This window comes from Variovorax sp. GW821-FHT09B01 (assembly GCF_059418345.1).
Window position 1 is genome coordinate 585,789 of sequence record NZ_JBWKPQ010000001.1, and the last position, 25,537, is coordinate 611,325.

The window sequence follows — 25,537 nt, forward strand, 5'->3', positions numbered from 1 at the left end:
CGCGCGCCATTCCCGCCGCGAAAAATAGTTGGGGGATCGCGCCGAGGTCGCACGTCATAGCCGCAATGGGGTGTTGCTTTGCATGGCGTGCGAAGCGAATGCCTCTGCATCCATGGCCGCCCGTCGCAGGGCGGCCGCATGGCATCGACTCAACCACGGCGGAACTGGCATGAACACAAGAGGGCGCGGCGCGAAGGACAACGGAGTGGGCGGGGAGCTTTCCGTCTTCAGGATGGCACCGGTGGCGAGGGTCATCACGCTGATGCTGGCCGCGATCGGCGCGGCGGGTGCCGCGCATGCGCAGCAGCGTGCGTTCAGTGCGGCGTGGATGGCGCAGAAGAACATCGCGCAGGGACAGGCGATTGCCACCGGGCGCTTGCCCAATGGCCTGCCGGTGTCCTCGCTCAATACGCCGAGTGCGCAACAGCAGCAGGCGCGCGAGCAGTTGCAGCGTTCGCTCGGCAATCTGAACCTGGCCGCGCAGAGCATTGCGGCGCAGCAGGCTGCACAGGCTGCCGCACGGCAAGCGGCGCTGGATGATCCTTCTTCCGTGCCTGATGGTCTGGCCGATGGCGGGTTGCGCGTCGACACCAACTCGCTGACCGCTGGTTGGCTCAATGCCCAGGCGCCCGTGCAATCGCAAGGCGGCGACGGCCACACGACTGTCACGATCCAACAGACCGGCGATCGCGCGATCCTCAATTGGGAGACCTTCAACGTCGGCAAGCGCACCACGGTCGATTTCAGGCAGCAGGCCGATTGGGCGGTGCTCAATCGCGTCAACGATCCGCAGGCGCGACCCTCGCAGATCCAGGGGCAGATCAAGGCCGATGGCACGGTGTTGATCGCGAACCGCAACGGCATCGTGTTCAGCGGATCGAGCCAGACAGATACACGCAATCTCGTGGCCGCGGCCGCGAAGATCGGCGATGACCAGTTCAAGACGCGCGGCATCTACAGCGCGCAGGCGAACGGCGCCTACACGCCGAGCTTCACCGATGCCGACGGCAAGGTCGAAGTGCAGGCAGGCGCTCGCATCAACACCACGCCGACAACGACGGTCACGCAAGGCGGCGGCTATGCGCTGCTGCTCGGCAAGGAAGTCAGCAACGCGGGTGCCATCACCACGCCGCGCGGCCAGGTGCAGATGGCCGCCGGTGACTTCTTCATCGTGCGGCCCGGCCAAGGCACCGCGGCGAACCAGACCTCCACCACGCGCGGCAATGAAGTGGCGCCGCAGTTCAATGCCGACAGCACGGCGGGCGCGGTGACCAACACCGGCCTGCTGCAGGCACCCGAAGGCGACATCACGCTCGCGGGCCGCAAGGTGGTGCAGGACGGCGTGGCCGTGTCCACGACGACGGTCGACACGCGCGGCACCATCCATCTGCTGAACGCGGCCAGCGACAAGCTCGGCAGCGTCACGGTGACAGCGCGTGGCCTCAACGCCATCCTGCTCGACGACCAGAATGGCCGCACCGCGCTCGACAGCCAGCGCGATGCGCTGATCGCCGACTCTGCCGTGCAGGACCTGGCGCGCCGTGTCGCGGCGGCCGATGTCTTCGACAACCTCGCGCGGCTCGATGACCGGCGCGACCAGTCGCGCATCGAGATCGTCTCGGGCGGCGGCGTGGTGTTCGAGGGCGGATCCACCACGCTGGCCACCGGCGGCCAGATCGCGGTCAGTGCCAGAACGGGTCGCAGCACCGTCGCCAATGGCGCGCGCCTCGACGTCTCGGGCGCGGTCGGCGTCCAGGTCGCGATGTCCTCGAACAACGTCGAGATCAACATCCAGGGCAACGAGCAGCGCGACGCACCGCTGAACCGCGACACCACGATGCTCAACAACAGCAACGTGTGGATCGACCGGCGCAAGCTGCTGCGCGTGGCGGCCGGTGTGGGCGGCTACGACAAGGAGCGCTGGTACACGCCGGGTGGCCTGCTCGAGGTCGGCGGCTACCTGGGCCTGCAGGGCCACACGGTGGGCGAGTGGGGCGCGCAGGGCGGCAGCGTGGTGTTCGCGGGCAACGAGCTGGTCGCGCAGGCGGGCTCGAACATCAACCTCTCGGGCGGCACGCTGGACGTGCAGACCGGGATGATCAAGCAGAGCTGGCTCAAGGGGGCCGACGGCCGCCTCTATGAAGTGTCGAGCGCGCCCGCCGATGTGCAGTACACGGGCCTCTACAAGGGCTATGAAGACGCGCACAAGCGCTGGGGCGACAAGACCACGGGCTTCTTCTACAACCCGCTGATCGGACCGCAGCAGCGGCTCGAGAACGGCTACACGGTGGGGCGCGACGCGGGGCAGTTGATCGTCTCGACCGGTGCCGCGGTGCTCGAGGGCGACATCACGTCGCGGGTGTACCAGGGCCCGCGGCAAACGATCAAGCGCGATGACGGAATGGATGGCTACGGCCAATCGCATGATGCCGCGGCGCTCGCCGCGCAACTGATCCTCGGCAACTACACCAGCGCCTTCAACACCGATGCAAAGAACGGCCCGACCGGCGTGTTCCACAACCTCGCACCGACCGTGGACCACATCGTGTTCGGCGGCGACCAGCCCGCGCTCGGTGACGGCATCGCGCCCGACGGCCCGCTGCCGCAGGCGCGCAAGGATGCGCTCCGTGTCGACAGCGACCGCCTCGACGGCTGGGGCCTCGGCGCGCTGATCGCCGTGGGCCGCGACAGCGTGCGCGTCGACGGCGCGCTCGCGGTGGTGCCCGGTGGCCGCATCGCGCTGCATGCGCAGCAGGTCGAGGTGAACGCGGACCTCACGGCGCGCGGCGGCAGCATCGCGCTGGGCAATGTGCTCAAGACGACCGCCACCACCGGCGTGACGGTCGAGACGCTGATGCCGTCCGACCCCGGCCATCCGACCGCGGTGACGATAGCGAACGGCGCGACCCTCGACACGCGCGGCCTGTGGACCAACCTGCAGCTCGATCCGGGCAACGGCCAGGGCCTGCCCTACGTCGACGGCGGCACGGTCGACATCCGCAGCGCGGGTGCCGTGACGCTCGCGGCCGGCAGCCTGATCGACAGCTCCTCGGGCGCGGCCTTGAAGGCCGATGGCGCGCTGGTCGCGGGCCATGGCGGCGACGTGACGCTGTTCGCGGGCTATGCCGTGCTGCCGGGCGACGCGCCGATCGACGCACCGCTGCGGCTGGATGGCGAGATCCGCGGCTTCGGCGTCGCGGGCGGCGGCACGCTGACCCTCGGCTCGGGCCGCGCGGTGGGCATCGGCGCCGGCGTGCATGGCCTGAACGGCACGCTGGCCGCGGGCGAGACCACCGCGGTCAACCTGCAGCTCGAGCGCGACTACCTGGTGGCGGCCGGCGGCACCGTGCCCGCGGATTTCGCGGTGACGGTACGCGCGATCGCGGCGGGGCAGACGCTGGCCGCGGCCACGGCACCGCAGATCGATGCGGGCGCCTCGCTCACGGTCGCGGCCGACTGGGTGGTGCCGGCCGGCGGCCTCTACGTGCAGTCGACCAGCGGCATCTACTACTTCGGCGGCAGCGTGGTGCCCGCGGGCACCGCCCTGAGCCGCTTCAACGGCACGCTGCCCGCGGGCTACACCATTCCGGCCGATGCCTTCCCCGCCGGCGTGCCGATCGCGCCGGTGACCACGCGCTATGCCGCGGGCACGGTGGTCGACAGCGAGCTGCGCATTCCCGCCGGCGCCCTGGTGCTGGGCGGCAGCACCGCGCTCGCGGCGCTGCCGTTGCGTGCGGGCACGCTGCTCGACACCGGCCTGTTCCAGCAGGGTTTCTCGCGCTACGCGATCCAGGGTCGCGACGGCCTCGAGGTCGGCGACGGCACGCGGCTCGAGGTCGCGATGCCGGTGCTGCGCGTCGATGCCGAGCGCACGCGGCTCGTGCCCACGGGCGCCGCGCCCGAGGCGGCGCTGTCGCGCTGGACGCCGCCCGTGTATGCGGAGGACGCGGAGGCCGCCACGCTCACGCAGCGCGCGGGCGCGAGCCTGTCGCTCACGGCCGGCGCGCTGAACGCCACCGACCATGCGCCGCTGCGCATCGGCCGCGAAGCGCGGGTCGCGGTCGATCCGGGCGCGGCGATCGCGCTGCGTGCCGACGGGCAGCTCAGCGTCGAAGGCCGGCTCGATGCCTGGGGCGGCCGCATCGACCTCGCGAGCCTGCCGCAGGCGCAGGGCGCGAACGTGCTGCTCTCGACCGCGGGCCAATCGGTGTGGATCGGCGAGGCCGCGGTGCTCGACGTGGCCGGCCGTGCCCACGTGGCGCGCGACACGCAGGGCCGCGCCTACGGCGTGGCGCCCGGCGGCGGCACCATCGCCGTGGGCCTCAGCGATGCCTACGTGATCGTGCGTCCCGGCGCCTTGCTCGATGCCTCGGGCGCAGCGGCCGAGGTCGACGCGGCCGCGGGCGCGAACGGCCCGGCGCTGTCGCGCACGGTGATGCTGGCGGGCGATGGCGGCGGCATCGAGATGCGCTCGTACAGCGGCATCGTGCTCGACGGCACCTTGCGCGCGCAGGCCGGCGGCGCCAACGCCTTCGGCGGCTCGCTGGGCCTGTACCTGCAGGAACGGCTGCAGGACCCCACGCGCGAGCCGGTCGGCGCGGCGCGCAACCAGCTCTACACGGTGCGGCTGGTGCAGAACGCCGCGCCCAGCGGCCTGGCGTCCGACCTCGCGCCCGGCGAGGCCGATGCGCGGCTGGTCTACGGCCAGGCCACGCTCGGCGCCGACCAGGTGCGCGCCGGCGGCTTCGACGCGCTCACGCTGTCGGCGCACGACCGCATCCTGTTCGACGGCGACCTCGATCTGCAACTCGGCCGCAGCCTGAACCTGAAGCGCGGCGTGCTGACCGTGGCCGACGGCACGCCCGATGCGCAGGTGCGCATCGCCGCGCCCTACATCCGCCTGGACGGCGGCAACTGGGACCTGAAGGAGACGCTGCCGCCGACCTTCATGCCGGGCCTCGCGCTGGCCGGCGGCGGTGCCGCGCCCGCGGGCCGCAGCGCGCTGACCCTGTCGGCCGACCTGATCGACCTCTACGGCGCGGTGCTCTCGGGCGCCACCGGCGTGAAGGGCGCGGGCTCGCCCGACGGCGTCGGCTCGCTGCCGCAGAACCGGATCGTGCTCGACGGCTTCGCCGACGTGGCGCTGCACAGCAGCGGCGACGTGCGCCTGGCCGGCGGCTTCAACGTCAGCGGCAACCTCGAGGTGCGCGCCGCGCAGGTCTATCCGATGTCGGGCGCCTACGCGGCGCTGGTCGCGGGCAACCGCCCCACGGGCATCGCGCCCGACAGCACGCTTATCATCCGCTCCAGCACCGGCGGCGTGCCCGAGGTGCCGTACTCGGCCTTCGGCCAATTGGTGCTGCTCGGCGGCACCGTCGACCAGGGCGGCGTGGTGCGCGCGCCGCTGGGCAACATCTCGATCAACACGCTGGGCGGTTTTCTGGGCACCGACTGGCAGGCCGTGCTGGTGCTCAACGGCGGCCCGGGCTTCGGCCCGGTGAACGCGAAGCTCACCGATCCCACGGTGATCCTGCGCGACGGCAGCCTGACCTCGGTCAGCGCCGCCGGCATGGAGATGCCCTTCGGCGGCACGGTGGACGGCGTGAGCTATGCCGGCCTCGCGAAGAACGGCCGCTACACCACGCAGTACAACCTCGCCGACACCTACGTGAGCCGCGGCGACAACAGCGGCACCAAGTCGGCCGACACCGACGCGCTGGTCAGCGGCATCAGCATCGGCGCCACGCGGCTGGTGGGCGAGGCCGGCGCGGTGCTCGACCTCTCGGGCGGCGGCGTGCTGCATGGCGAGGGCTTCACCTCGGGCCGCGGCGGCTCGGTCAACGTGCTCAGCACGCCGCTGGTCAACACCAACCCCGCCAATGCCTCGCTGCGCCGCTTCAGCCAGCCGGGCAACGGCGTCTACGCGATCGTTCCGGGCCACGATCCGGGCTATGCGCCGGTGATCCTCGACAAGGGCGCGGGCGATCCGGCCATCGGCGCGCAGATCGAGATCGGCGCCGGCGTGCCCGGCCTGCCCGCGGGCACCTACACCTTGATGCCCGCAAGCTTCGCGCTGATGCCCGGCGCCTTCCGCGTCGAGCTCGGCGCGCAACTGCCGCTGCGCAGCCTGGGCACGGCGGGCACCGTGACGGCCGCAGGCGGCTCGTGGCTCGCCAGCGCCGTGCAGCGCGTGGCCGGCACCGCCAAGCGCGCGGCGGTGCCCACGCAGGTGCTGCTCACGCCCGCCGATGCGGTGCGCGACCTGGCCCAGTACAACGAGACCGGCTTCAGCGAGTTCCTGCTCGCGCAGGCCGAGCAGTTCGGCACGGTGCGCTCGCGCCTGCCCGAGGACGGCAAGATCCTCGACCTGCAGCTGCGCGCCAGCGACAAGGTGCAGGAGCCGCTGCGCTTCGAGGGCACGGCTTTGTTCGGCGGCGCGACGCGTGGCGAGGCGCGCGGCATCGACGGCCTGATGTTCGTCGGGTCCGACGGCAAGCTCATCGAGGTCCGCCCGCGCGATGCCGTCGACGCGGTGCGCGACGGCAGCCGGCTGTCGCTGGCCGACAGCGCACTCAACGCCTTCGCGGCGCCCTCGCTGGCCATCGGCGGCGCCTGGCGCTATTTTGACGGCGCCAGCACCCTGGGCGAGAGCGCGCGCATGTACTTCGGCCAGGACGGCCGCGAGCATCCGGGCGTGGTGCTGCGCGACGGCACGGTGCTCAAGGCGGGGCAGGTGTTCCTGGTCGGCGACGCGATCTCGCTCGAGGGCGGCGCCGGCATCGACACGCGCGGCTTCGGCGGCCGGGTCATCGATTCGGCGCTGGGCTACGTGTATGCCAACAGCCTCTCGTCGGGGCAGTTCGCGGGCGGCCCGGCGGTGCTGGCCGTGGGCAACGGCCTGCTCGACTTCCTGCCCTCGGCGGGCACGAGCACCATCGCCGTGGCCGACGGCGCGCGGCTGCGCACCGAAGGCACCATCGCCTTCGCGGCACCGGGCGCGCTCGAGCTCGGCGAGGTCGACATGGGCGCGCGTTACCTCACGGTGGCGCAGAACCAGATCAGCATCGGCACCGCCGAGAGCCTGGCCGCGGCCGCGGCGGCGGGCGTGCAGCCGCAGGGCTGGCACCTGACGCAGGCCGTGCTCGACCGGCTGCTGCGCCCCTCGGCCGAAGCCGGCGTGCCGGCGCTCGAGCGGCTCAACCTCACGGCCGGCGGCGCCTTCAACTTCTACGGCACGGTCACGCTCGACACCGGCGACTCGCCGGTGCAGATGGTGTTCGCCACGCCGGCCTTCTACGGCTGGGGCAGTGCCGGCGACACCGTGCGCATCGCCACTCGCAACCTGGTGTGGAACGGCATCGGCACCGGCGTCGGCAGCGCCGACAACCCCTATGCCAGCGTGGCGCCCGCGCCGGTGCAGGCCGGCGGACCGGGCACTGGCAGCGGCCGGCTGGTGATCGACGCGCAGACGGTGCTGTTCGGCTACGACGCGCTGAGCCGGCCGCAGCGCCAGACCGCGCTCGACCGCCTCGCGCTGGGCTTCGCCGGCGTGGAGATCCATGCCGCGGACCGCGTGAGCGCGAACAACGCCGGCAGCCTCACCGTGGGCGGCACCCAGGCCGCCGACGGCAGCCGCACGGGCGGCGACCTGCGCATCGTCACGCCGCTGTGGACCGGCGAGGCCGGCTCGAGCATGAAGTACGTGGCGGGCGGGCGCCTGGAAGCGATCGCGCCCGATACCGGCGCCCGTGCCGACACCGCGGCGCTCGACACGCTCGGTGCCAGCCTGGCGCTCGAGGCGCGCTCGGTGCGGCTCGACACCGCGCTGGCGCTGCCCAGCGGCCGGCTCTCGGTGCGCGCCGACGGCGACATCGCGCTCGGCGACGGCGCGGCCATCGACCTCGCGGGCCGCAGCATCGACTTCTTCGACGTGCGCAAGTCGAGCTGGGGCGGCGACCTGAAGCTCGAGAGCGCGCAGGGCAACATCGACCTGGCGGCCGGCTCGCGCGTGGACGTCTCGGCCGCGCGGCAGGACGCGGGCTCGTTCTCGGCCAGCGCCGCCAACGGCAGCGTGAGCCTCGCGGGCACGCTGCGCGCCGCGGGCGGCGGCGCGGACTTCGCCGACGGCCGCTTCGCGCTGACGACTGCGCGCATCGGCGACGATGCCTTCGCGCAGCTCAACCGCCAGCTCGGCGAGGCCGGCTTCTTCGGCGCGCGCAGCTTCACGGTGAAGAACGGCGACCTGCGCGTGGGCGACGGCGTGCGCGCGCACGAGATCACGATCGCGGTGGACGGCGGCAGCCTGCGCATCGGCGGCACGCTCGACGCCTCGGGCCACGGCGTCGGCAGCATCGTGCTGTCGGCGCGCGACGAGCTCGCGCTCGAGGCCTCGGCGCTGCTCGACGCGCATGCCGGCGCGCTGGCCGTGGACAGCCGCGGCGCGCCGATCGATGCCGCGAACCGCGCGCGCATCGCGCTGAGCTCGAGCCAGGGCACGGTGCGGCTGGCCGGCGGCGCCAGCTTCGACCTGCGCGCGGCCGACGGCATCGCGCGCGGCCAGCTCGACATCAACGCGCCGCGCACCGGCGAGACCAGCGGCGACCTGCGCATCGACGCGCCCGCGCCGCTGAACATCCGCGGCGCGAAGAGCGTGGCGGTCAATGCCTTCTGGACCTACCAGCCGACCGACGCCAACGGCAGCGTCAAGCAGAACAACGGCGATGCCAACGGCAGCCCGGTCGGCGCCGACGGCATGGTCGGCCTCGACCAGATCGACGCGCGCAGCCGCGCCTTCATCGACGCGGCCTGGAATAACGCCGGCCTGCAGGGCCGGCTGGCGGGCCTGAAGATCGACGGCGACGCCTTCCACCTGCGCCCCGGCGTGGAGATCCGCAGCAGCGGCGACCTGCACACCGTGGGCGACCTCGATCTCTCGGGCTACCGCTACGGCCCCGGCGCGAACGGCACGCGCGGGGCGGGCGAGGCCGGCGTGCTCACCTTGCGCGCGGGCGGCGAGCTGCACATCGACGGCAGCATCAACGACGGCTTCGCGCCGCCGCCCGACTCGCCCGACAGCAAGGTCTACCGCGAGGTGCTGAACTCGGTCACGCTGGAGACCGACTACCAGGTGCCCGCGGGCGGCCTCACGCTCGCCGCGGGCAGCCAGCTGCCGTATGGGGGCGTGCTCGGCTTCGACCTCGCGCTGCCGGCCAACACGCTGCTGACCTTGTCGAACGACGCACCGCTGCCGATGGACGTGGTGCTCGGCGGCAACACCCTGAACAACCGCGTGAAGGCGAACGTGGTCACGACGGCCGACATCATCCTGCCGACCGGCCGCGTGATTCCCGCGGGCACCAACACCTCGACGCTGGTCGGCGTGATCGGCACCACCACGGCGAACCTGCGGCTGCCGGCCGGCACCGTGCTGCGCGCGGGCATGAACGCGATCCAGTTCAGCAACGTCGCGATCTACGGGATGCGCATGGCGGCCACGACCTGGCGCGCCGGCACCGACGTGGCCGTGCTCAACGGCCTCGAGCTGGCCGACCCGGTCGAGCTCGCGGCCGGCAGCGTGCTGCCGGCCGGCATGTTCGTGAGCAGCGCGCTGGCGCAGACCGGCAGCCGCGCAATCTGGGCCATCGCGCCGATGCTCGGCGCGGGCAGCGCCTCGTGGTCGATGCGGCTGGTGGGCGGCGCCGACCTGGGCAGCAGCGATTCGCGCGCCGTGCGTTCGCAGGGCCGCGGCATCACGCTCAACGATCCGTTCCAGGTCAACCTGCAGGGCAAGGGCCTGGGGCCGCAGGCACCCGGCACGAGCGTGGTGCGCACCGGCACCGGCGACCTCGAGCTGTTCGCCGCGGGCGACTACACGCAGCAAAGCCTCTACGGCGTGTACACCGCGGGCACCTGGGTGCCGGGCACGGGCGCCGGCACGGCCTGGAACGCACCGCGCGAACTGCAGCCCGACGGCACCACGCTGGGCAGCAACCTCGGCGACCGCGACGGCTACCTCGCGGCCATCGACCCGAACCGCATGTGGTACACGACCGGCGGCGGCGACTTCACGCTGGCGGCCGGCGGCAACATCCGCGGCCTGCAGGGGAGCAATTCCGAGCTGGTCGGCGGCTGGCTGCTGCGCCAGGGCGCCGGCGAACTCGGCCAGGCCACCGGCTGGGGCGTGATGTTCGGCTCCTACGTGCTCGACGGCCCCGGCGTGTATGCCGACTACGCGGGCCTCGGTCTCGCGGCCTACGCGGGCCTGGGCGCCTTGGGCGGCGGCAACGCGCGGGTGCGCGCGGGCGGCGACATCGGCACCGACCTCGCCGACACCGACCTGCCCACCAGCGGCCGCGGCATCGTGGTCGCGGTCGGCGGCAGCGGCCGCGTGATCGACGGCACGGTGGCGCAGACCGGCGGCGGCCTGCTCTCGGTGCAGGCCGATGGCCGGATCTACGGCGGCCAGTACGCCAACCTGCGCGGCGACACCGCGCTGCGCGCGGCCAGCCTCGGCGTGATGCAGCTCAAGAGCTACAGCGTGAGCCTCAACGACGACCCGCGCGGCCTCGACCCCTACATCGCCTATTCGGCCGCCAGCCGCGGCGGCGCGGTGTTCGCGCCGGGCGACGGCCGGGTCAGCGTGCAGACGCTGGGCGACCTGGTGCTGCGCGGCGTGATCGATCCGGGCCGCGGCATCCAGCGGCTGGAGACCCGGGTCAGCCTGGCCGACGGCAGCGAGGGCGCCGCCTCGAGCTGGTACACGCTGTGGACCAACGCCACCGCGATCGAGCTGTTCTCGGCCGGCGGCAACCTCTCGCCGCTGGGCACCGCGTCCGACACCACGACCGCGTTCCTGCCCTCGGTGCTGCGCGCGGTGGCGCCCGGCGGCAGCATCTACTTCGCGGGCCGGCAGCAGGACGACTACCTGATGCCGTCGCCCACCGGCCAGCTCGAGCTGCTGGCCGGCAACCGCGTGTCGGGCGTGAGCGCGAACAACACCAGCAACGCCGGCTCGCCGATCGGCTTGCTGGGCAGCTCGGCCGACGCCATCGCCACGCCGTTGCGGCCGGCCTGGCGCGCGATGGCGCCCGGCGACTTCGACGACGCGGCGCTGCTCGCGAGCAACTACTGGCGCGGCGGCACCTCGGCGATCGACGGCATCGCGAACCTGATCATCTACGCGAACGCCTACAGCCCCTACAACGGACGCTACAACGGCACCGGCGGCACGCCGTTCATGTTCGGCCCCAACACGCTGAGCGACGACAGCATGGCCGGCAGCGGCACCGTCTCGCACGTCTATGCGCTGCGCGGCGACATCCAGAGCGTCGCGATCGGCGAGGTGCGCAACATCGGCAGCAGCTTCGACGGCACGCAGGGCCAGTACTTCCTGGCCTCGAAGCCGCTGCGCATGCTGGCCGGCGGCGACGTCGTCAACAGCGGTGGCCTGATCGCGCACGGCAGCGCCGCCGAGGTGTCGATGGTGGCCGCGGGCGGCGACATCTTCAACCAGGGCAGCGCCACCGGCTTCGCGATCCTCGGCCCGGGCACGCTCGAGGTGAGCGCGGGCGGCGACATCTACCTCGGCAACCGCGCGAGCCTCACCAGCCTCGGGCCGGTCTCGGCGGCCGACAAGCGCCCGGGCGCGGGCATCGTGCTGCAGGCCGGCCTGGGCGCGGGCACGCCGGGCGAGGGCGCGAGCGATGTCGCGGGCTTCGCGAAGCGCTACCTCGATCCGGCCAACCTGATCGATGCCTCGGGCGCGCTGGCCGACCAGCCAGGCAAGGTCGCGAAGACCTACGACGCGGAGCTGGCGGCCTGGCTGGGCGAACGCTTCGGCTTCTCGGGCTCGGCGGCCGAGGCGCTGCGCTATTTCGAGGCGCTGCCCGGCGAGCAGCAGCGCGTGTTCGTGCGCCAGGTGTTCTATGCCGAACTCACGGCCGGTGGACGCGAGTACAACGACGTGGACAGCAAGCGCTACGGCAGCTACCTGCGCGGCCGCGAGGCCATCGCCGCGCTGTTCCCCACGCTCGACGCGGCCGGCCGGCCGGTGGCGCGCAACGGCGACATCACGCTGTTCCAGGGCGCCAGCACCAATGCCGGCGTGCGCACCGTGGCCGGCGGCGCGATCCAGACCCTGACGCCGGGCGGCAGCACGGTCGTGGGCGTGGAAGGCGTGGTGCCCGCGACGGGCGACGAGGTCACGCCCGCCGGCCTGCTCACGCAGGGCGAGGGCGACATCCAGATGTACAGCAAGGGCAGCATCCTGCTGGGCCTGTCACGCATCATGACCACCTTCGGCGGCGACATCCTCGGCTGGTCGGCCGAGGGCGACATCAACGCTGGGCGCGGTTCGAAGACCACGCTGGTCTACACGCCGCCCAAGCGCGAGTACGACGCGCTGGGCAACGTGAAGCTCTCGCCCAACGTGCCGAGCACCGGTGCCGGCATCGCGACGCTCGATCCGATTCCGGAAGTGCCGCCGGGCGACGTGGACCTGATCGCGCCTCTCGGGACCATCGACGCGGGCGAGGCGGGGATTCGCGTCTCGGGCAACGTGAACCTCGCGGCCTTGCAGGTGGTCAACGCGGCCAACATCCAGGTCAAGGGCGAGTCGGCCGGGTTGCCGGTGATCGCGTCGGTCAACGTCGGCGCGCTCACCAATGCCAGCGCCGCTGCATCGCAAGCCGCGATGGCTGCGCAGGACACGGTGCAGCGCGAACGCACGGCCGCGCGCCAGGCCTTGCCCTCGGTGTTCACGGTGCGTGTGCTGGGCTTCGGCAACGAGCAGCCCGAGGGCCGCGACGAGGTGCCCAAGCCTTCCACCGGTGCCAGCCTGCCGCCGAAGGAGCGCTACGACCCGGCGAACCTGGTGCAGCTCGTGGGCCGCGGCCAGGACTTCCGGCCCGGCCAGCTGGCGCGGCTCACCGAGGACGAGCGCCGCCGGCTGCTGCAGGACCGCTAGCGCTCCCGCCACGGACCTCCCCGCATCCCGCCTGCCTCGCGCAGCGCGGGCGGGGGAGGGCTTCGCCGCGCACCGCGGCCCCGAACCCAGGTCAAGGATCGAACCGCGATGGACATGAGCATCCAGCACGCGCTGCAGCGGCCCGAGGGCATGCCCCAGGGCCCGGCGCTGCGCGACTTCCTGGTCGCGAACTACGAGCGCCTGCGCCAGCGCCTCGCGCGCCGCCTCGGCTGCGGCGACCTCGCGGCCGACTGCCTGCACGACACCTGGCTGCGCCTGGGCGACCTCGGCGTGGCGCAGGCGGTGCAGGCGCCCGAGGCCTATGTGTTCCGCATGGCCTGCAATGCGGCCGTCGACCAGCTGCGCGCCAACCGCCACGCGCGGCAGGGCGGCGAGATCGAGCTCGACCAGCTGATCGACCCGGCGCCGGGGCCCGAGCTGATCAGCGAGTCGCGCTCGAGGCTGCAGGCCGTGGACCGCGCGATGCAACGCCTGCCGCGCCGCCATCGCGCGGTGCTCGAGGCGCTGCGCATCGAGGAGATGACGCGGCACGAGGTCGCGAGCCGCTATGGCCTGTCGCTGCGCAGCGTCGACACCGCCCTGCAGCAGGCGCTGAGCTACTGCGCGCAGCACAGCGGGCAGCAAGTGCTCGCGGGCCCGAGCACCGCGCGGCGGCCGCTGCGCTGAGGCGGCATCAATCGGCGGCCGCGCACGGCGCGCAATGCCGCAGCGCCAACCGCAACGCCGTGTCTACATTGCGCAGCGAGAGCTGATAGCGCCGCGCCACTTCCTGGCGCGTCATCTCCTCGATACGCAGCGCCTCGAGCACCGCGCGATGGCGGCGCGGCAGCCGCTGCATCGCGCGCTCGAGCGCCCGCAGCTCGGAGCGCGCCTCGGCCACGGCCTCGGGGCCCGGCGAGGGATCGGCGAAGGCCTCGACCGTGAGCTCGGGCTCGTGGACCCGCAGCGACGCGTGCTCGCCGCGCAGCCGGTCCAGCGCCACGTTGCAGGCGACGCGATAGACATAGGCCTCGGGCGCCTGCACCGCCGGCATCGCCGCCATGTCGCCGAGCCGCAGCCAGGCATCGTGCAGGCAGTCGCTGGCGCGGTCGGCGCAGCCCAGGTGCCGCTGCAGCCGGCGATGCAGCCGCTGGTAGTTCGCCACCAGGCAGTCGCGCAGCGCGCGGCCGGGCTCGGCGCCGGCCTCGGGCGTGGCCAGGTGAACGTGGATGCTCATGTCCATGACGGGTCTGCTTTCCTGAGGGCGGGAACGGCGAGGTCGCGCCCCGTCCCGCCGGGACAGGGCGCGCTCGCTGCGCGTGACGGACGCGTCAGTCGCGCTGTTGCAGGCGGCGCCGCTCTTCTTCGGTCAGCCGTGCCAGCAGGTCGGGCTTGAGTTCGGCGCCATGCCCGATCACCTGCACGCGGTGGTTCGGCTCGTAGCGCACCACGCCGGGCCGGGCTTCGGGCGGCGGCTCGCGGCCTTCGGCCGGTTCGTTGCCGAAGCCCAGCACGCGCACCGTGAACACCGAGGGCAGGGCCTGGCGGCTCGCGGCGCGCTCGCGCTGCACCGTCTCCTGCGCGGCGTTGGCGGCCTGCGAGGCCGCGGCGCTCGCGTTGGTGAGCGCGCCGACGTTGACGGCCGTCACCACCGGCAGGCCCTTCGATTCGCCCTTGACCTCGATGTTGGCGGCGTTGAGCACATGCAGCGCGGCGATGTTGAGGTTGCCGCTGACGCGGATGCCCGCATCGCCCGCGTTGACCGTGCCCTTCGGCGCGACCAGGTCGACGTCGCCCGGCACCACGTTCTCGAAGCCCTCGACGGTGCCGATGCCCGAGCCCGTGATGTCGGCCTTTTCGAGCGCGCGCGTGATGCCGTCTGCATCGGTCTCGATCACCGGCTGGCGGAACGAGCGCGTGGTCTTCGCGCCGCGGCCCGCATCGATGTCGCCGAGCGTCGACCAGATGATCTCGTCGCCGCCCGCGAAGGTCAGCATGCGCGAGCGGTTGAGCAGCACGTCGCGCGCGGTGAACACGTGGATGTCGCCGTCGCCCAAGGTGACCAGGCCGCGGCCGTCGGCCGGCGCCTGGCCCAGCGCCGCCACCTGCAGGCCGCCGCCGGGCGCCAGCACCTCGATGCCGCCGCCCTGCAGGGTGCGCACGCTGCCGTCGGCCATCTGCACGTCGCCCTTCCAGCCGTTGCCGGGGAACAGCGTCGCGATGGCGCCGTAGCCGCGGTTGTAGCCGCCGTTGAGCGGCAGGTCGTCGACGCCGGGCAGCAGCTGGTCGCGCCCGGCATTGCGCAGCTCCTGCATGTAGACCTCGCGCAGGAAGCGTTCGCGCGCGGGCGCGGGCAGGGTCTGGAAGCGGGCCCAGGCATCGAGCGGGGCCAGCGTCTCGCCCACGGCCTCCTGCACGAACGAGACCAGGCCGCGCCGCTCGAACTTCTTGCCGCCGCCGTCGAGCAGGCGCACGTCGTCGGTGAGGTACAGCGGCAGCGTGCGCCCGTCGAGCGTCTGTGTCAGGTAGGCCGGCATGCTGGCCGCGCGCGCGGGGTCGAGGTAGGCCTGCGCGAAGGCGGCGTAGTCGGGCTCCTTGCCCTGCAGGCCGGCCATCAGCGTGATCGAGGCGCCGCGCTCGGGCAGGCCCTTGACGAAGGTCTGGGTGCGCGGCTCGCTCGCGTTGAAGGCATAGCTCTGGTTGCCGACCGACTGGATGGTCAGCGGGAAGGTGTTGCCGTCGCGCGCACCGGGCGCGAAGATGTCGCGCCCCGCGCTCACCAGCAGCGCGCCGGGCCCCTCGATCACGATGCCGGGGCTGCTGCCGACCACGTCGGTCGCGCTGCCGATGACGTCGTTGCCGGCCGAGACGATCGAGACGTCGCTGCCATGCAGGTTGCGCAGGTTGTACGAGACCTGGCGGATGTCGTGGCCGGCGCGGATCCAGCTCTCCTCGTTGGTCGCCACTGTGGCGCCGAGGATGGAGCCGCCGAGCGCATAGATGCGGCTCGGCGAGTGGTCGCCGTCGAGCGGCATCTTCTCGGGATTGTTGAGCCCGAGCTGGCGCGAGTAGGACGAGCCGAAGGTGTTCTGCAGCACGCCGTCCAGGCCGATGCCCGAGCCCGACTCCTCCTCGCGGCCGCGCGGCATCAGCGGCGAGGGGATGAGTTCGGGCGCTGCGCGCGAGAGCACGATGCGCGGCACGCTGACCAGCGACCCCGTGCCCTCGGAGCGGAACACCAGGTCCTGCGCCGCCAGCAGCTGGAAGTCGGCCTGCGGTGCCGGCGCGCCCGGTGCGCGCGCCGCGATATAGCCGAACTCCGGCGTCACGGCCATCGGCGCGGTCATGGTGTAGACCGGCCCCTGCACGATCACCGAGCCGCTCATGGCCACGACCTGCGTCGCGGCCGGGTAGCGGTTGCCGCCCTGGCCGATCGCGCTCTCGGCATAGGGCGAGCCGTCGGGGTCGCGGAAGATCGGCATGTAGGGAATCTGGCGGCTCTCGGCATAGGTGGTGTCGACCAGCGTGAGGTCGCCGCCGAGCGAGACCAGCCGCAGCGCCGTGCGGTTGGTGTGGCCGCTCATGTAGGCGCCCGGATCGACCGGACCGCAGCAGGGATCGAACACCAGCGGTGCCTGCAGCAGCAGCGGGTCGACCACGGTCTCCAGGCGCAGGTTGCCCTGGGTGCGCACGTCGAGCGTGGCGTCGCCGAGCGCGAGGATCGGCGCGATGTCCCAGGTGTGGACGCCATTGGCGTCGGTGGCGGTGACGGTGCGGCCGACCGCCATCTCGCCGGCCGTGATGCTGCCGGCGCCGCGGCCGACGTAGTAGTGGCCGGCGCGGATCGTGCCGCCCGCCTTGATGTCGAACAGGCCGCCGTTGCGCATCTCGAGCGTGGCCGCCTGGCCCGGTGCCAGCGCGCCGCGCAGGCGGGCATTGGTCGGCAGCACCGCCACCACGTTGTCGAGGTCGCCGCCGGCCTCCAGCGCCAGGTTGCCGCCGCCGAGCGCGCCCAGGCCCTGGAACTGGCCCGGGTCGATCCACCAGCTCGGCTGCATGCCGGTGAAGCGCGTGCCCCATTCGTCGGACCAGTCGGAGAACAGGCCGGTGCGCCAGTTGCCCTGGCCCTGGCGCCGCAGCCATTCGACGAAGCTCTGGTCGGTGGGCTTGGCATGCACCGAGCCCTGGGCCACCAGCCGCATGCTGCCGCCGTCGATGCCGTAGGCCGCGTCGGCCGGTGCAGTGAAGTCGTCGTAGGTGGTGGTGTCGCGGCGCCCGGCCGTGTAGATGGCCGACACCTTGTCGGCCAGCACCAGGTCGCGCCCGGCGCGCAGCTCGATCTCGCCGGTGCCGGTGCGCACCAGCTTGCCGGCGTCGGCCGCGCCGAGCGTGATCGTGCCCTGGCCGGCCGCCTGCGCGGCCAGCGGCACCAGCGCCAGCGCATCGGCCGAGCCGCGGTCGGCGCCGGCCACCAGCGCGAGGTTCCACGAGCGGCCGGTCTGCAGGCTGCCGGCGGTGGTCGCATCGGAGAAACCGTCGCTGATCGATCCGTTGAGCAGCAGATTGCCGCCGGCGCGCAGGGTCAGCGAGCCTTCGCGCGCGGTGGCGAAATCCTGCGCCAGGTTCCAGTCCGACTGCAGCGCCAGATCGCCCGCGCTGCCGATCTCGATGCCGGGCATCACGGCGATGCCGCTGGCGCCGAGCCGCGCCGCGATGGCCTGCGCCTTGCCCTCGAAAGTGCGCGCATGCGCGATGGCGTCGGCCTTCACCGAGTCGACGCTCAGGCCGTCGTAGTCGGCCACGTCGTAGCGCGCCACGCCCTCGAGCACGGCCGACTGCGCGCCGACGATGTCGGCATTCAGTGCCGTCACCCGCAGGTCGTCGTGCGCCGCCGTCTGGCCGGCGCGCAGGCGCACGCGGCCGCCCTGGCCGCCGCCCACGTCGATACGGCCGCCGCGCAGGTCGAGCGCGCCATCGGCCGCGTCGAGCGTGACCGAGCCATAGCCCAGCGGGCCGGTGGCGCCGGCAAGCAGGGCGGCGTTCGCGTTCATCGTGATGCCGTCGCCGGCCACCACGCGGATGCGCCCGCCATAGGCCGAGCGCGTGTCGAGCATGCCGGCTAGCGTGACGTGGCCCTGGTCGGCCACCAGCAGGAAGTCCTCGGCCCGCGTGGTGCCGTCGAGCAGCACGTCGCCGCTGCGCACGCGGAACGAGCGCGAGGCCTGGAAGCCGGCGTCGTTGAGCCGCGCGCTCAGGCCCGCGAAGTCGGGCAGCGAGGCGCTGTCGTACGAGATCGAGCCGGCGCGTTGCCCGCTCGCGGCATGGGCATCGAGCAGGCCGTCGAGCACCACGGCGCCGTTGCCGGTCACGGTGAGCGCGAGGGTGCCGGCCGCGCCGCCGGCCGGGGCGCCCGCCAGGCGCAGCGCGGCGCCGGCGTCGAGCCGCACCGAGCCGCCGATCGCGGTGAGGGCGATCGAGCCCGCGTCGCCGTACTGGGTGACGTCGAAGAAGCGCTTCTCGAAGCCCGAGACGTCGATCGCCGCGCCTTCGCGCAACCGCAGGTCGCCGCTGGCCGCGGTCACGTTGACCGAGCCGCCGCGCGCGAGCACCTGCGACGCCAGGTCGACGCGGCCGCCGGCCAGCGTGAGGCGCGCGCCCTGGCCATCGGCCGGGTCGGCCTCGGTCGCGGCGCCTTGGCCGCCCGCGAGCGCCAGCAGGCCGGTGGTGCGCAGGGCCTGCGTCGCCGCAGCGCGCGCCGTCAGCAGCGGCGTGGCGAGCCGGATGTCGGCCGCGCCGGCATCGAGCGAGCCGCTGCCTTCGCCGAGGATGCGCCGCGTGGCGGCCAGTTCCAGCTGGCCGAAGCCCTGCACCGACTTGTCGCCCGTGCCCAGCACCAGCTCGTCGGCGCGGATCGCCAGCGTGCCGGTGCCCACCGGCAGCGCGGCGGCATCGGCCACCGCCGCCACGCTGTTCTCCAGGGTCAGGCCCTGGGCGCGCAGCACCACGCTCGCGTTGCCGTAGCCCGCCAGCGTGGCCGCGTCGAGCGTCACGTTGCCGAGGCCGGCGCGGCCGAAGTCGATGTCGCCATGGAAATCCATGCTGGTGTAGCTGCGCAGCCGCAGCCGCTCGGCATTCGCGAGCTGGGCCAGCGCGCGCTGGTCGAACACCAGCCCCTCGCTGCCGCCGCCGAAGCCCACGCGGCCGCCGCTCAGGGTGATGCCGCTGCCCGAGACCTGCGCCGACGAGGCGAGGGTGGTGCCGCGCGTGGCGTCGATGGTCAGCGAGGCGCCGCCCTGCAGCACCGCGCCTTCCTGGATCAGCGCGCGGCCGCCTTCGCTCAGGTCCACGCCCTCGCGCAGCACGCGCGCGTCGCCCGCGTTCGACAGCCGGATCAGCGCGCCCCAGTCGCGCGCCTTCGCGGTCAGCACGTCGTCGAGCGCGTCCTTGGCGTCGATCACGCCGTCGTAGTTGTCGTCGAGCCAGCCGTCGGGGTCGGTGTAGATCGCCTTGGCCTGCGGCGCGATCACCAGGCTGCCGGTGCTGGCCGTGCCGCCGCGCGCCGTGAGCACGCTGTCCGACTCGACCGTGACCTGGCCGCTCGCCGCGAGGATCAGTTCGGGGCCCGACAGCGCCGACTGCCCGTCGTTGCGCACCACGATGTCGCTGGCCGTGACCTCGACGCGCATGCCCAGCGGGTCGCCGGTGCGCACGCCGCCGATCAGCAGGCTGGCCGCGCCGGTGTTCGACAGCGAGGCCGCGTCGATCACCAGGTAGCCCTGGGCGCGCAGCGCGCCGCCGTCCTGGCCCGCGCCCACCACGGCGATCTTCTGCGCCGCGATGTCCAGCATGCCGCCGCGCCCGCCGGCCGCCGCCTTCATGTCGAGGCGGCCGTCGAGCTTGAGCGAGTCGGTGGCGCGCAGCACCAGCGAGCCGGCATCCACCGGCAGCCGCGGGATCGCGATGTCGGTGCCGGTGCGGCGGTACTGCGTGAGCCGGAAGGCATCGGACGAGAAGAACTCGCTGGCCAGCGCCTCGTTGTATTCGCTGTAGCCGCGCAGCGCCTGGCCCGGCAGCACGCGCCAGGCGGTGTAGCCGACCTCGCGCGCGCCGGTCAGCCCATCGCCCCGGTAGCCCGAGACCACCATCGAGCCGTCGGCCACGGCCACGGTGCGGGTCGCGCTGGCCGAGGCCACGCCGCCGCCGGGCATGACCGCGAAGGCACCCGGCAGCGCCGCATAGCTCGCGGGCAGCACGGCATACCAGCCGGCCTCCAGGCCCTGGCCGCCCGCGAGCCAGATGCGTTCGCCCACCGCGGCGCCCGGCGCCATGGCGGCCCGGCTCGCGGGCAGGATCGCGAACACGCCGGGCATGGCGAGCAGGTCGTGCGAGCCGCCGGTGCCGGGCACGAACTCGCGCGCATGCAGGTCGCCGCCGCCGGCCACGTCGACCACCGAGCCCGCCGCCAGTTCCACGCTCGGTGCATCGAGCGTGATGCGCTTCTCGGGCGGTGCGTTTAGGTCGACCGCGGCCTCGGTCTGGGGCCGGGTCGGGTCGGTCCAGAACTCGTTGTTGCGCAGCGCGCCGTAGGGCAGCACCAGGCCGTCGCCCGACACCGAGGTGATGCTGCCCGCGCCCAGCGTCACGCTTTCGCCCGCCTTCAGCACGATCTGGCCGAAGGGCGCGCGCAGCACGCCGTTCTGCGCGATGCGCGGCGCTTCGAGCGTCAGGCTGCCGGCGGCCGACAGCGGCGTTTCGGCCTCGCCGTTGCGCTCGATGCGGATCGCATCGGTGGCGCGGATCGTGGCCTTGGCGCCGGTGGCCGGATAGACCTGCGCCGCCTGCATCAGCAGACGGCCCTCGACGTCGAGCACGGCACCGGGCGCCTCGACGTTGTCGGCGATGCGCAGGTCGCGCGCCGTCAGCACCGTGTCGGCGAAGCCGCGGATCGCGGCGCCGCCGTCGATGTCGATCAGCGTGGCATCGAGGTTCAGGCTGCCGGCGCGCTCGGCGGCCGCGTTGCCGGGTGTCACCGAGGGCGTCGACAGCACGATGCGCGGCGCCCGCAGGCTGGCATCGGCGCGGCCCGCGTTCGCGAGCGTGCCGCCGATGGTGATCGATCGGCCGAGCTGGAGGTGCACGCCGTCGAGGCGCACCGTCTTCGGCGTCTGGATCGCGAACTGGTCGAAGCCGCCCTCGTTGACGGCCGAAGCCAGCAGCACCGAGGGCGGCTTGGCGCTGGCCGCGCCCGTGAACACGCCGCGCAGGTCGAAGCCGGGGCCGAAGTTGAGGATCTCCTCGAGGTAGCCGTCGGCGAAGAAGGCCGTGGCATCGGGCAGGGCGGGGCCGCCGCCGGCGGCCGGCACCTTGTTCACGACCCGGAAGTCGGCCGCATCGGGCAGGGCCTCGAACAGCTCGACCATCTCGCGCGTGAACACGAAGGGGCCGGCGGCCGTCGAGAAGTAGCTGCTGTAGTCGACGCCGATCGCGTCCGCCCACTTGGCGACGCCTTCGCCGCCCGCGAACTGCAGCATGATCCATTTGAGCTGGTCGGCCGGCGATTCCGCGCCGCCGGCGCTGGTGAGCTTCAGGCTGCCGCCGCGCGCGCCGGCACCGCCCGCGCGGGCGCGCAGGGTGCCCAGCACCTGGGCATGGCCCTCGATCTCGATGCTGCCGCCATCGCTGGCCAGCGCGAGCGTCGCGACACCGCGATCGCGCGCGAAGCCCTGGCGCGGCACGTCGATCTCGCCCGCGCTGCCCGACACGTCGATCAGGCTGCCCGCGTCGAGCTGCACGTCGCCGCGCAGCAGCACGCGGCCGCCGTCGAGCACGCTGCCGCTGCGGCCGACGGGCCCGTCGCGATGGATCGCCGGCACGCCGCGCGCCAGCAGGCTCGCGCCGTCCGCGAGCCGGAGCTCGCCGGCGCTGTAGAGGCCGATGCGGCCGGCCGGCGCCTCGAGCGTGCCGCGCACGACGATGCTGCCGGGCACGACGCCGATCGCGCCGCTGTCGTTGCCGAGCTGGAGCGAGCCGCCGGTGTCGACCTCGATGCGCGCGCCCGTGCCGACCTCCACCGTGTTGCCCGCCAGCAGCAGCGAGGCGGGTGCGCGCGCGAGCCGCTGCTCGAGCGGCAGCGCGCGCAGCGGGCCCAGCTCGGCCAGGTTCGCGCCCGAGGCGATGCGCGTGGCATCGACGCCGCCGAGATCGATGGCCTGCGGCCGCAGCGAGACCGCCACGCCCTCGGGCACCACGATGCCCTTGGCGTTGTCGACGGTCAGCGAACGGAAACCGCGCGAGGCGTAGAGGTCCGCGGGCAGGTGCAGCAGCGCGTCGCCGCCGTCGTTGTTGCCACCCAGTTGCACGTCGTAGCCGTTCGCGTTGATCGACAGCGCGCCGCCCGAGCCGGCCGAGAAGGCGCGCAGGTCGAGCCGATCGAGGGTGTCGGCGCTGCCCAGCGTCAGCAGCTGGATCGCGCCGGCGTTGCCGGTCGTGACGCTGCGCTTCGTTGCGCTGCCCGAGACCTGGCCGCCGCCCGACACGTCGAGCACCGCGCCCGTCTCGGCCTGCAGCGCGCCCAGGATGATCGAGCCGCCCTTGATCGCGTGCTGCAGCCGGTCGGGTCCGTCGGCGACCGTGTTGACCCAGGAACCCGAGACGTCGATGCGCGCGCTCGCGCCGAGCTTGACCTGCCCCGATGGCAGGTTGACCGAGCCGCCGGGCGCGCGGACCGTGCCCTCGATGGCCACGGGCACGTTGGTGTCGAGGGTCGCCAGGCCGACGTTGAGCGCGGCGCCGGGCTCGAGCCTGAGCACGGCGTCCTTCTCGAGCAGGAAGCCCTTGCCGACGTTGAAGGTCATGGCGCCGAGGCCGGCGGCCTCGAGCGTGTCGGTCGAGAGCCAGCTGGTCTTGGTGTAGCGGCCCTCGCCGTCGACCGTGAAGAAGCGGCTGTCGACCGGGCTCTCGAGCGTGAAGTCGGCCGGCAGCAGTTCGGGTCGGTTGCCGAGGATCAGCTGGCCGGGCGAGAACGAGAACGCGGGGTTGTCGGCGTTGCCCAGCACCAGGCGGCCGCCGCGGCTTTGCGTCACCGGCTGGGTGGCGCGTTCGCCCGCGACCGTGCCGCCCCAGATGCCGCCTTCGAGGATGTAGGCCTCGCCCGCGAAGACCTGGATCGAGCCGGCATCGCGGCCCTCGGTGTAGCCGGGCTCGAAGCGCGGCCGGCCGATCAGCGCGCTGCGCCAGTCGTCGGTGACGCCCCAGCGCGCATGGCTGTCGCTGAAGCGCCCGGCGATGCCGACGTACTGCATGTCGGGCGTGGCGCGGCCGATGTCGACCACACGGCCGTCGGCGCTCAGCAGCTTGGTGGTGTCGATCCAGCCGTCGCCGTACTTCACGGAGCCGCCCGCGATGTCGAGCATCGAGCCGGCGCGCGTGATGACCGAGCCGCCGGCCTTGAGGTTGATGTGGCCGCCCAGGGTGGCGAGTTCGCCGACCGTGGTCTTGCTGAGGTTGACCCACGTCGACACATCGGCCAGCGGCGTGCCGACCCAGGCGCCCGGGTCGTTCTCGCCGATCCACAGCACGCCGGCCATCGGGCCATTGCCGAACACGCCGCGCACGCGCCGGTCGACCACCACCTTCTGGCCGCGCAGCCACGAATCGCGGTACAGCGGCGAATCGCGCAGCTCGTTGATGCGCAGGTCGGCCGTGACTAGGTTGCTGGCCATCGAGAGCGGGATGTCCTGCAGCCCGGCCACGCTGAGCCAGGCGCCATCGTCGATGTAGATGCGGCTGCCGTCGCGCAGGCTGGCGTCGTTGTTGGCGGGCTTGTCGGGCACCACGCCCGAGGGCTGGGCCGTGGCCAGCAGCCGGATCTCGCCGGCGGGCGCGACCAGGCGCGCGTCGCGCTGGACGTCGATGCGCTCGCCGCCCACGACGATGCGCCCGGGCCGGTAGCGCGTGGCCAGCGCGCCGAGCTCGAGCTCGGTCTTGTCAGTGAGGTCGGGCATCACGGCGGTCACGCTGCCGCGCCCGAAAGTGACCGTGCCAGCGTCCCAGAACATCGGCACCGCGAACTCGCCCTCGCGGCTCAGCAGGCCCTGGCTCCAGCCTTGCAGCCGGATCGAGCCCTCGCGATTGTTGAGCGCCGAGCTCGCCTGCAGGATGCCGTTCTGCGCGATGGTGCGGCCGGTGAGCGTGATGTCGCCGCGCGGCGCGTCGATCTGGCCGCTGTTGTCGACCTGGTAGCCGACCTCGGCGGCGCGCGCCACCATCGCGGGCATGACGGTGTCGCGCACGCCCTTGACCCAGCGCTGCTGCGAATCGGAGGGCGAGAGCTGGCCGATGCCGTACATCGCGCCGTAGTAGCCGAAGGCGATGGCCGGCACCGCGGAGGCCGCGACCTCGAAGCCGCGCGCCGGGCTCAGGTAGTAGGGCACGGTGTCGGGCCCGGCGTTCGAGGGCACGCTCGACAGCCACACGTTCTCGCCGGCCGCCATCACCACCTGGCCGTCGGGCGCCGAGAGGGTGCCGGCATTCGCGACCTTGGGCGCGAACAGCATGAGCTTGCCGCCCTTCTGCGCCGTGAGCCGCGCGCCGGCCTGCACGCTCACGCTGCCGGGCACGTGCGAGGGCGTGAACCAGGGCGCCGAGTTCTCGACCGTGGTGTCGATGGTGTAGGGCGCGACCTCGGGGAACTCGCCGAACTGCGGCGCCGGCGTGTTGGTGGGACTGCCGTAGGGATCCTTGAGCAGCTCGTTGGTGTTGATGCCGGCCATGAACTGCCGGTCGGTCAGGCGCAGCGCGCTGGCCACCAGCGAGCGCGTGTCGACCTGGCTGCTGCCGGTGAAGACGATGCCGTTGCGGTTGACGATGTAGACCGAGCCGTCTGCCTTGATCTGTCCCGCGATGCGGCTCGGCCTGCCGCTGGGATCGTTGACGCGGTTGAGCGCCACCCAGCCGTTGCTGCCGTCGGGCAGGGTGCCGGCGCGCTGGTCGAACTGCACCGTGGTGTTGCGCCCGACGTTGAAGCTCTCCCAGTTGAGGATCGCCTTCTCCGCGGTCTGCTCGATGCGCACCTGCGTGCGGCCCTCGGCCAGGCTCTGCTGCGGCGCCTTGGCGTTGAGCCAGCCCGCGCTGAGGCTCTGGCTGTCGACCTTGAGGCCGCCGTCGACCAGGCCGTCGGGCACCGAGTCGTCGTTCTGCGCCGCCTGCCGCGCCGCCGCCTGCGCGGCCTGCTGCGCCGCGATCGACTGCGCGGCCAGGTTCAGGTTGTTGAGCGAGCGCTGCCACTGCGCGTTGTTGCGCTGCTGCAGCGCCTGCGGGTTCGTGAGGCTGGAGGCCGGCTGCCCGTTCGGCAGGTAGCCCGTGGCCGCGGCCGTGCTCTGCGCCGTGCCCTTGGCATTGAACCAGGCGCCGCTGAAGGCGCGCTGTGCCTGGGCCGGGCCGACCACGCCGCCGGCCACCAGCACCAGTGCGATGGCGCGCGCGATCGGCGCCAGACTGAAATGCTCCCGCCCTGGTTCCAGGGACTGTCGTGGCCTGCCGATGCGCGCGCGCGTGTTCATGTGAGATTCCCGC

At 73.1% G+C, this 25,537-nt stretch carries 4 protein-coding genes; 2 read left to right on the forward strand and 2 right to left on the reverse strand.

What is annotated here, in order from left to right:
• Positions 1 to 232: 232 nt before the first annotated feature.
• Positions 233 to 12,964: a filamentous hemagglutinin family protein gene (locus tag AC07RV_RS02545; protein ID WP_492713614.1), complete on the forward strand. Its 12,732-nt coding sequence runs from the start codon at positions 233 to 235 to the stop codon at positions 12,962 to 12,964.
• Between the two features lie 108 nt (positions 12,965 to 13,072).
• Positions 13,073 to 13,651 carry an RNA polymerase sigma factor gene (locus tag AC07RV_RS02550; protein ID WP_444814402.1) on the forward strand — a complete coding sequence of 193 codons (579 nt, stop codon included), beginning with the start codon at positions 13,073 to 13,075 and terminating at the stop codon, positions 13,649 to 13,651.
• Positions 13,652 to 13,658: 7 nt separating this feature from the next.
• Here AC07RV_RS02550 and AC07RV_RS02555 read toward each other — a convergent pair whose 3' ends face one another.
• Together AC07RV_RS02555 and AC07RV_RS02560 are read right to left on the reverse strand one after the other, a co-directional pair.
• The gene (locus tag AC07RV_RS02555; RefSeq protein ID WP_296782158.1) at positions 13,659 to 14,201 is read right to left on the reverse strand and encodes an RNA polymerase sigma factor; all 543 of its coding nucleotides are present in this window, start codon (positions 14,199 to 14,201) and stop codon (positions 13,659 to 13,661) included.
• 94 nt (positions 14,202 to 14,295) lie between these two features.
• Entirely contained in the window at positions 14,296 to 25,524 is an 11,229-nt protein-coding gene (locus tag AC07RV_RS02560) for a filamentous hemagglutinin family protein (RefSeq protein ID WP_296782160.1), read from the reverse strand.
• Positions 25,525 to 25,537: the final 13 nt, after the last annotated feature.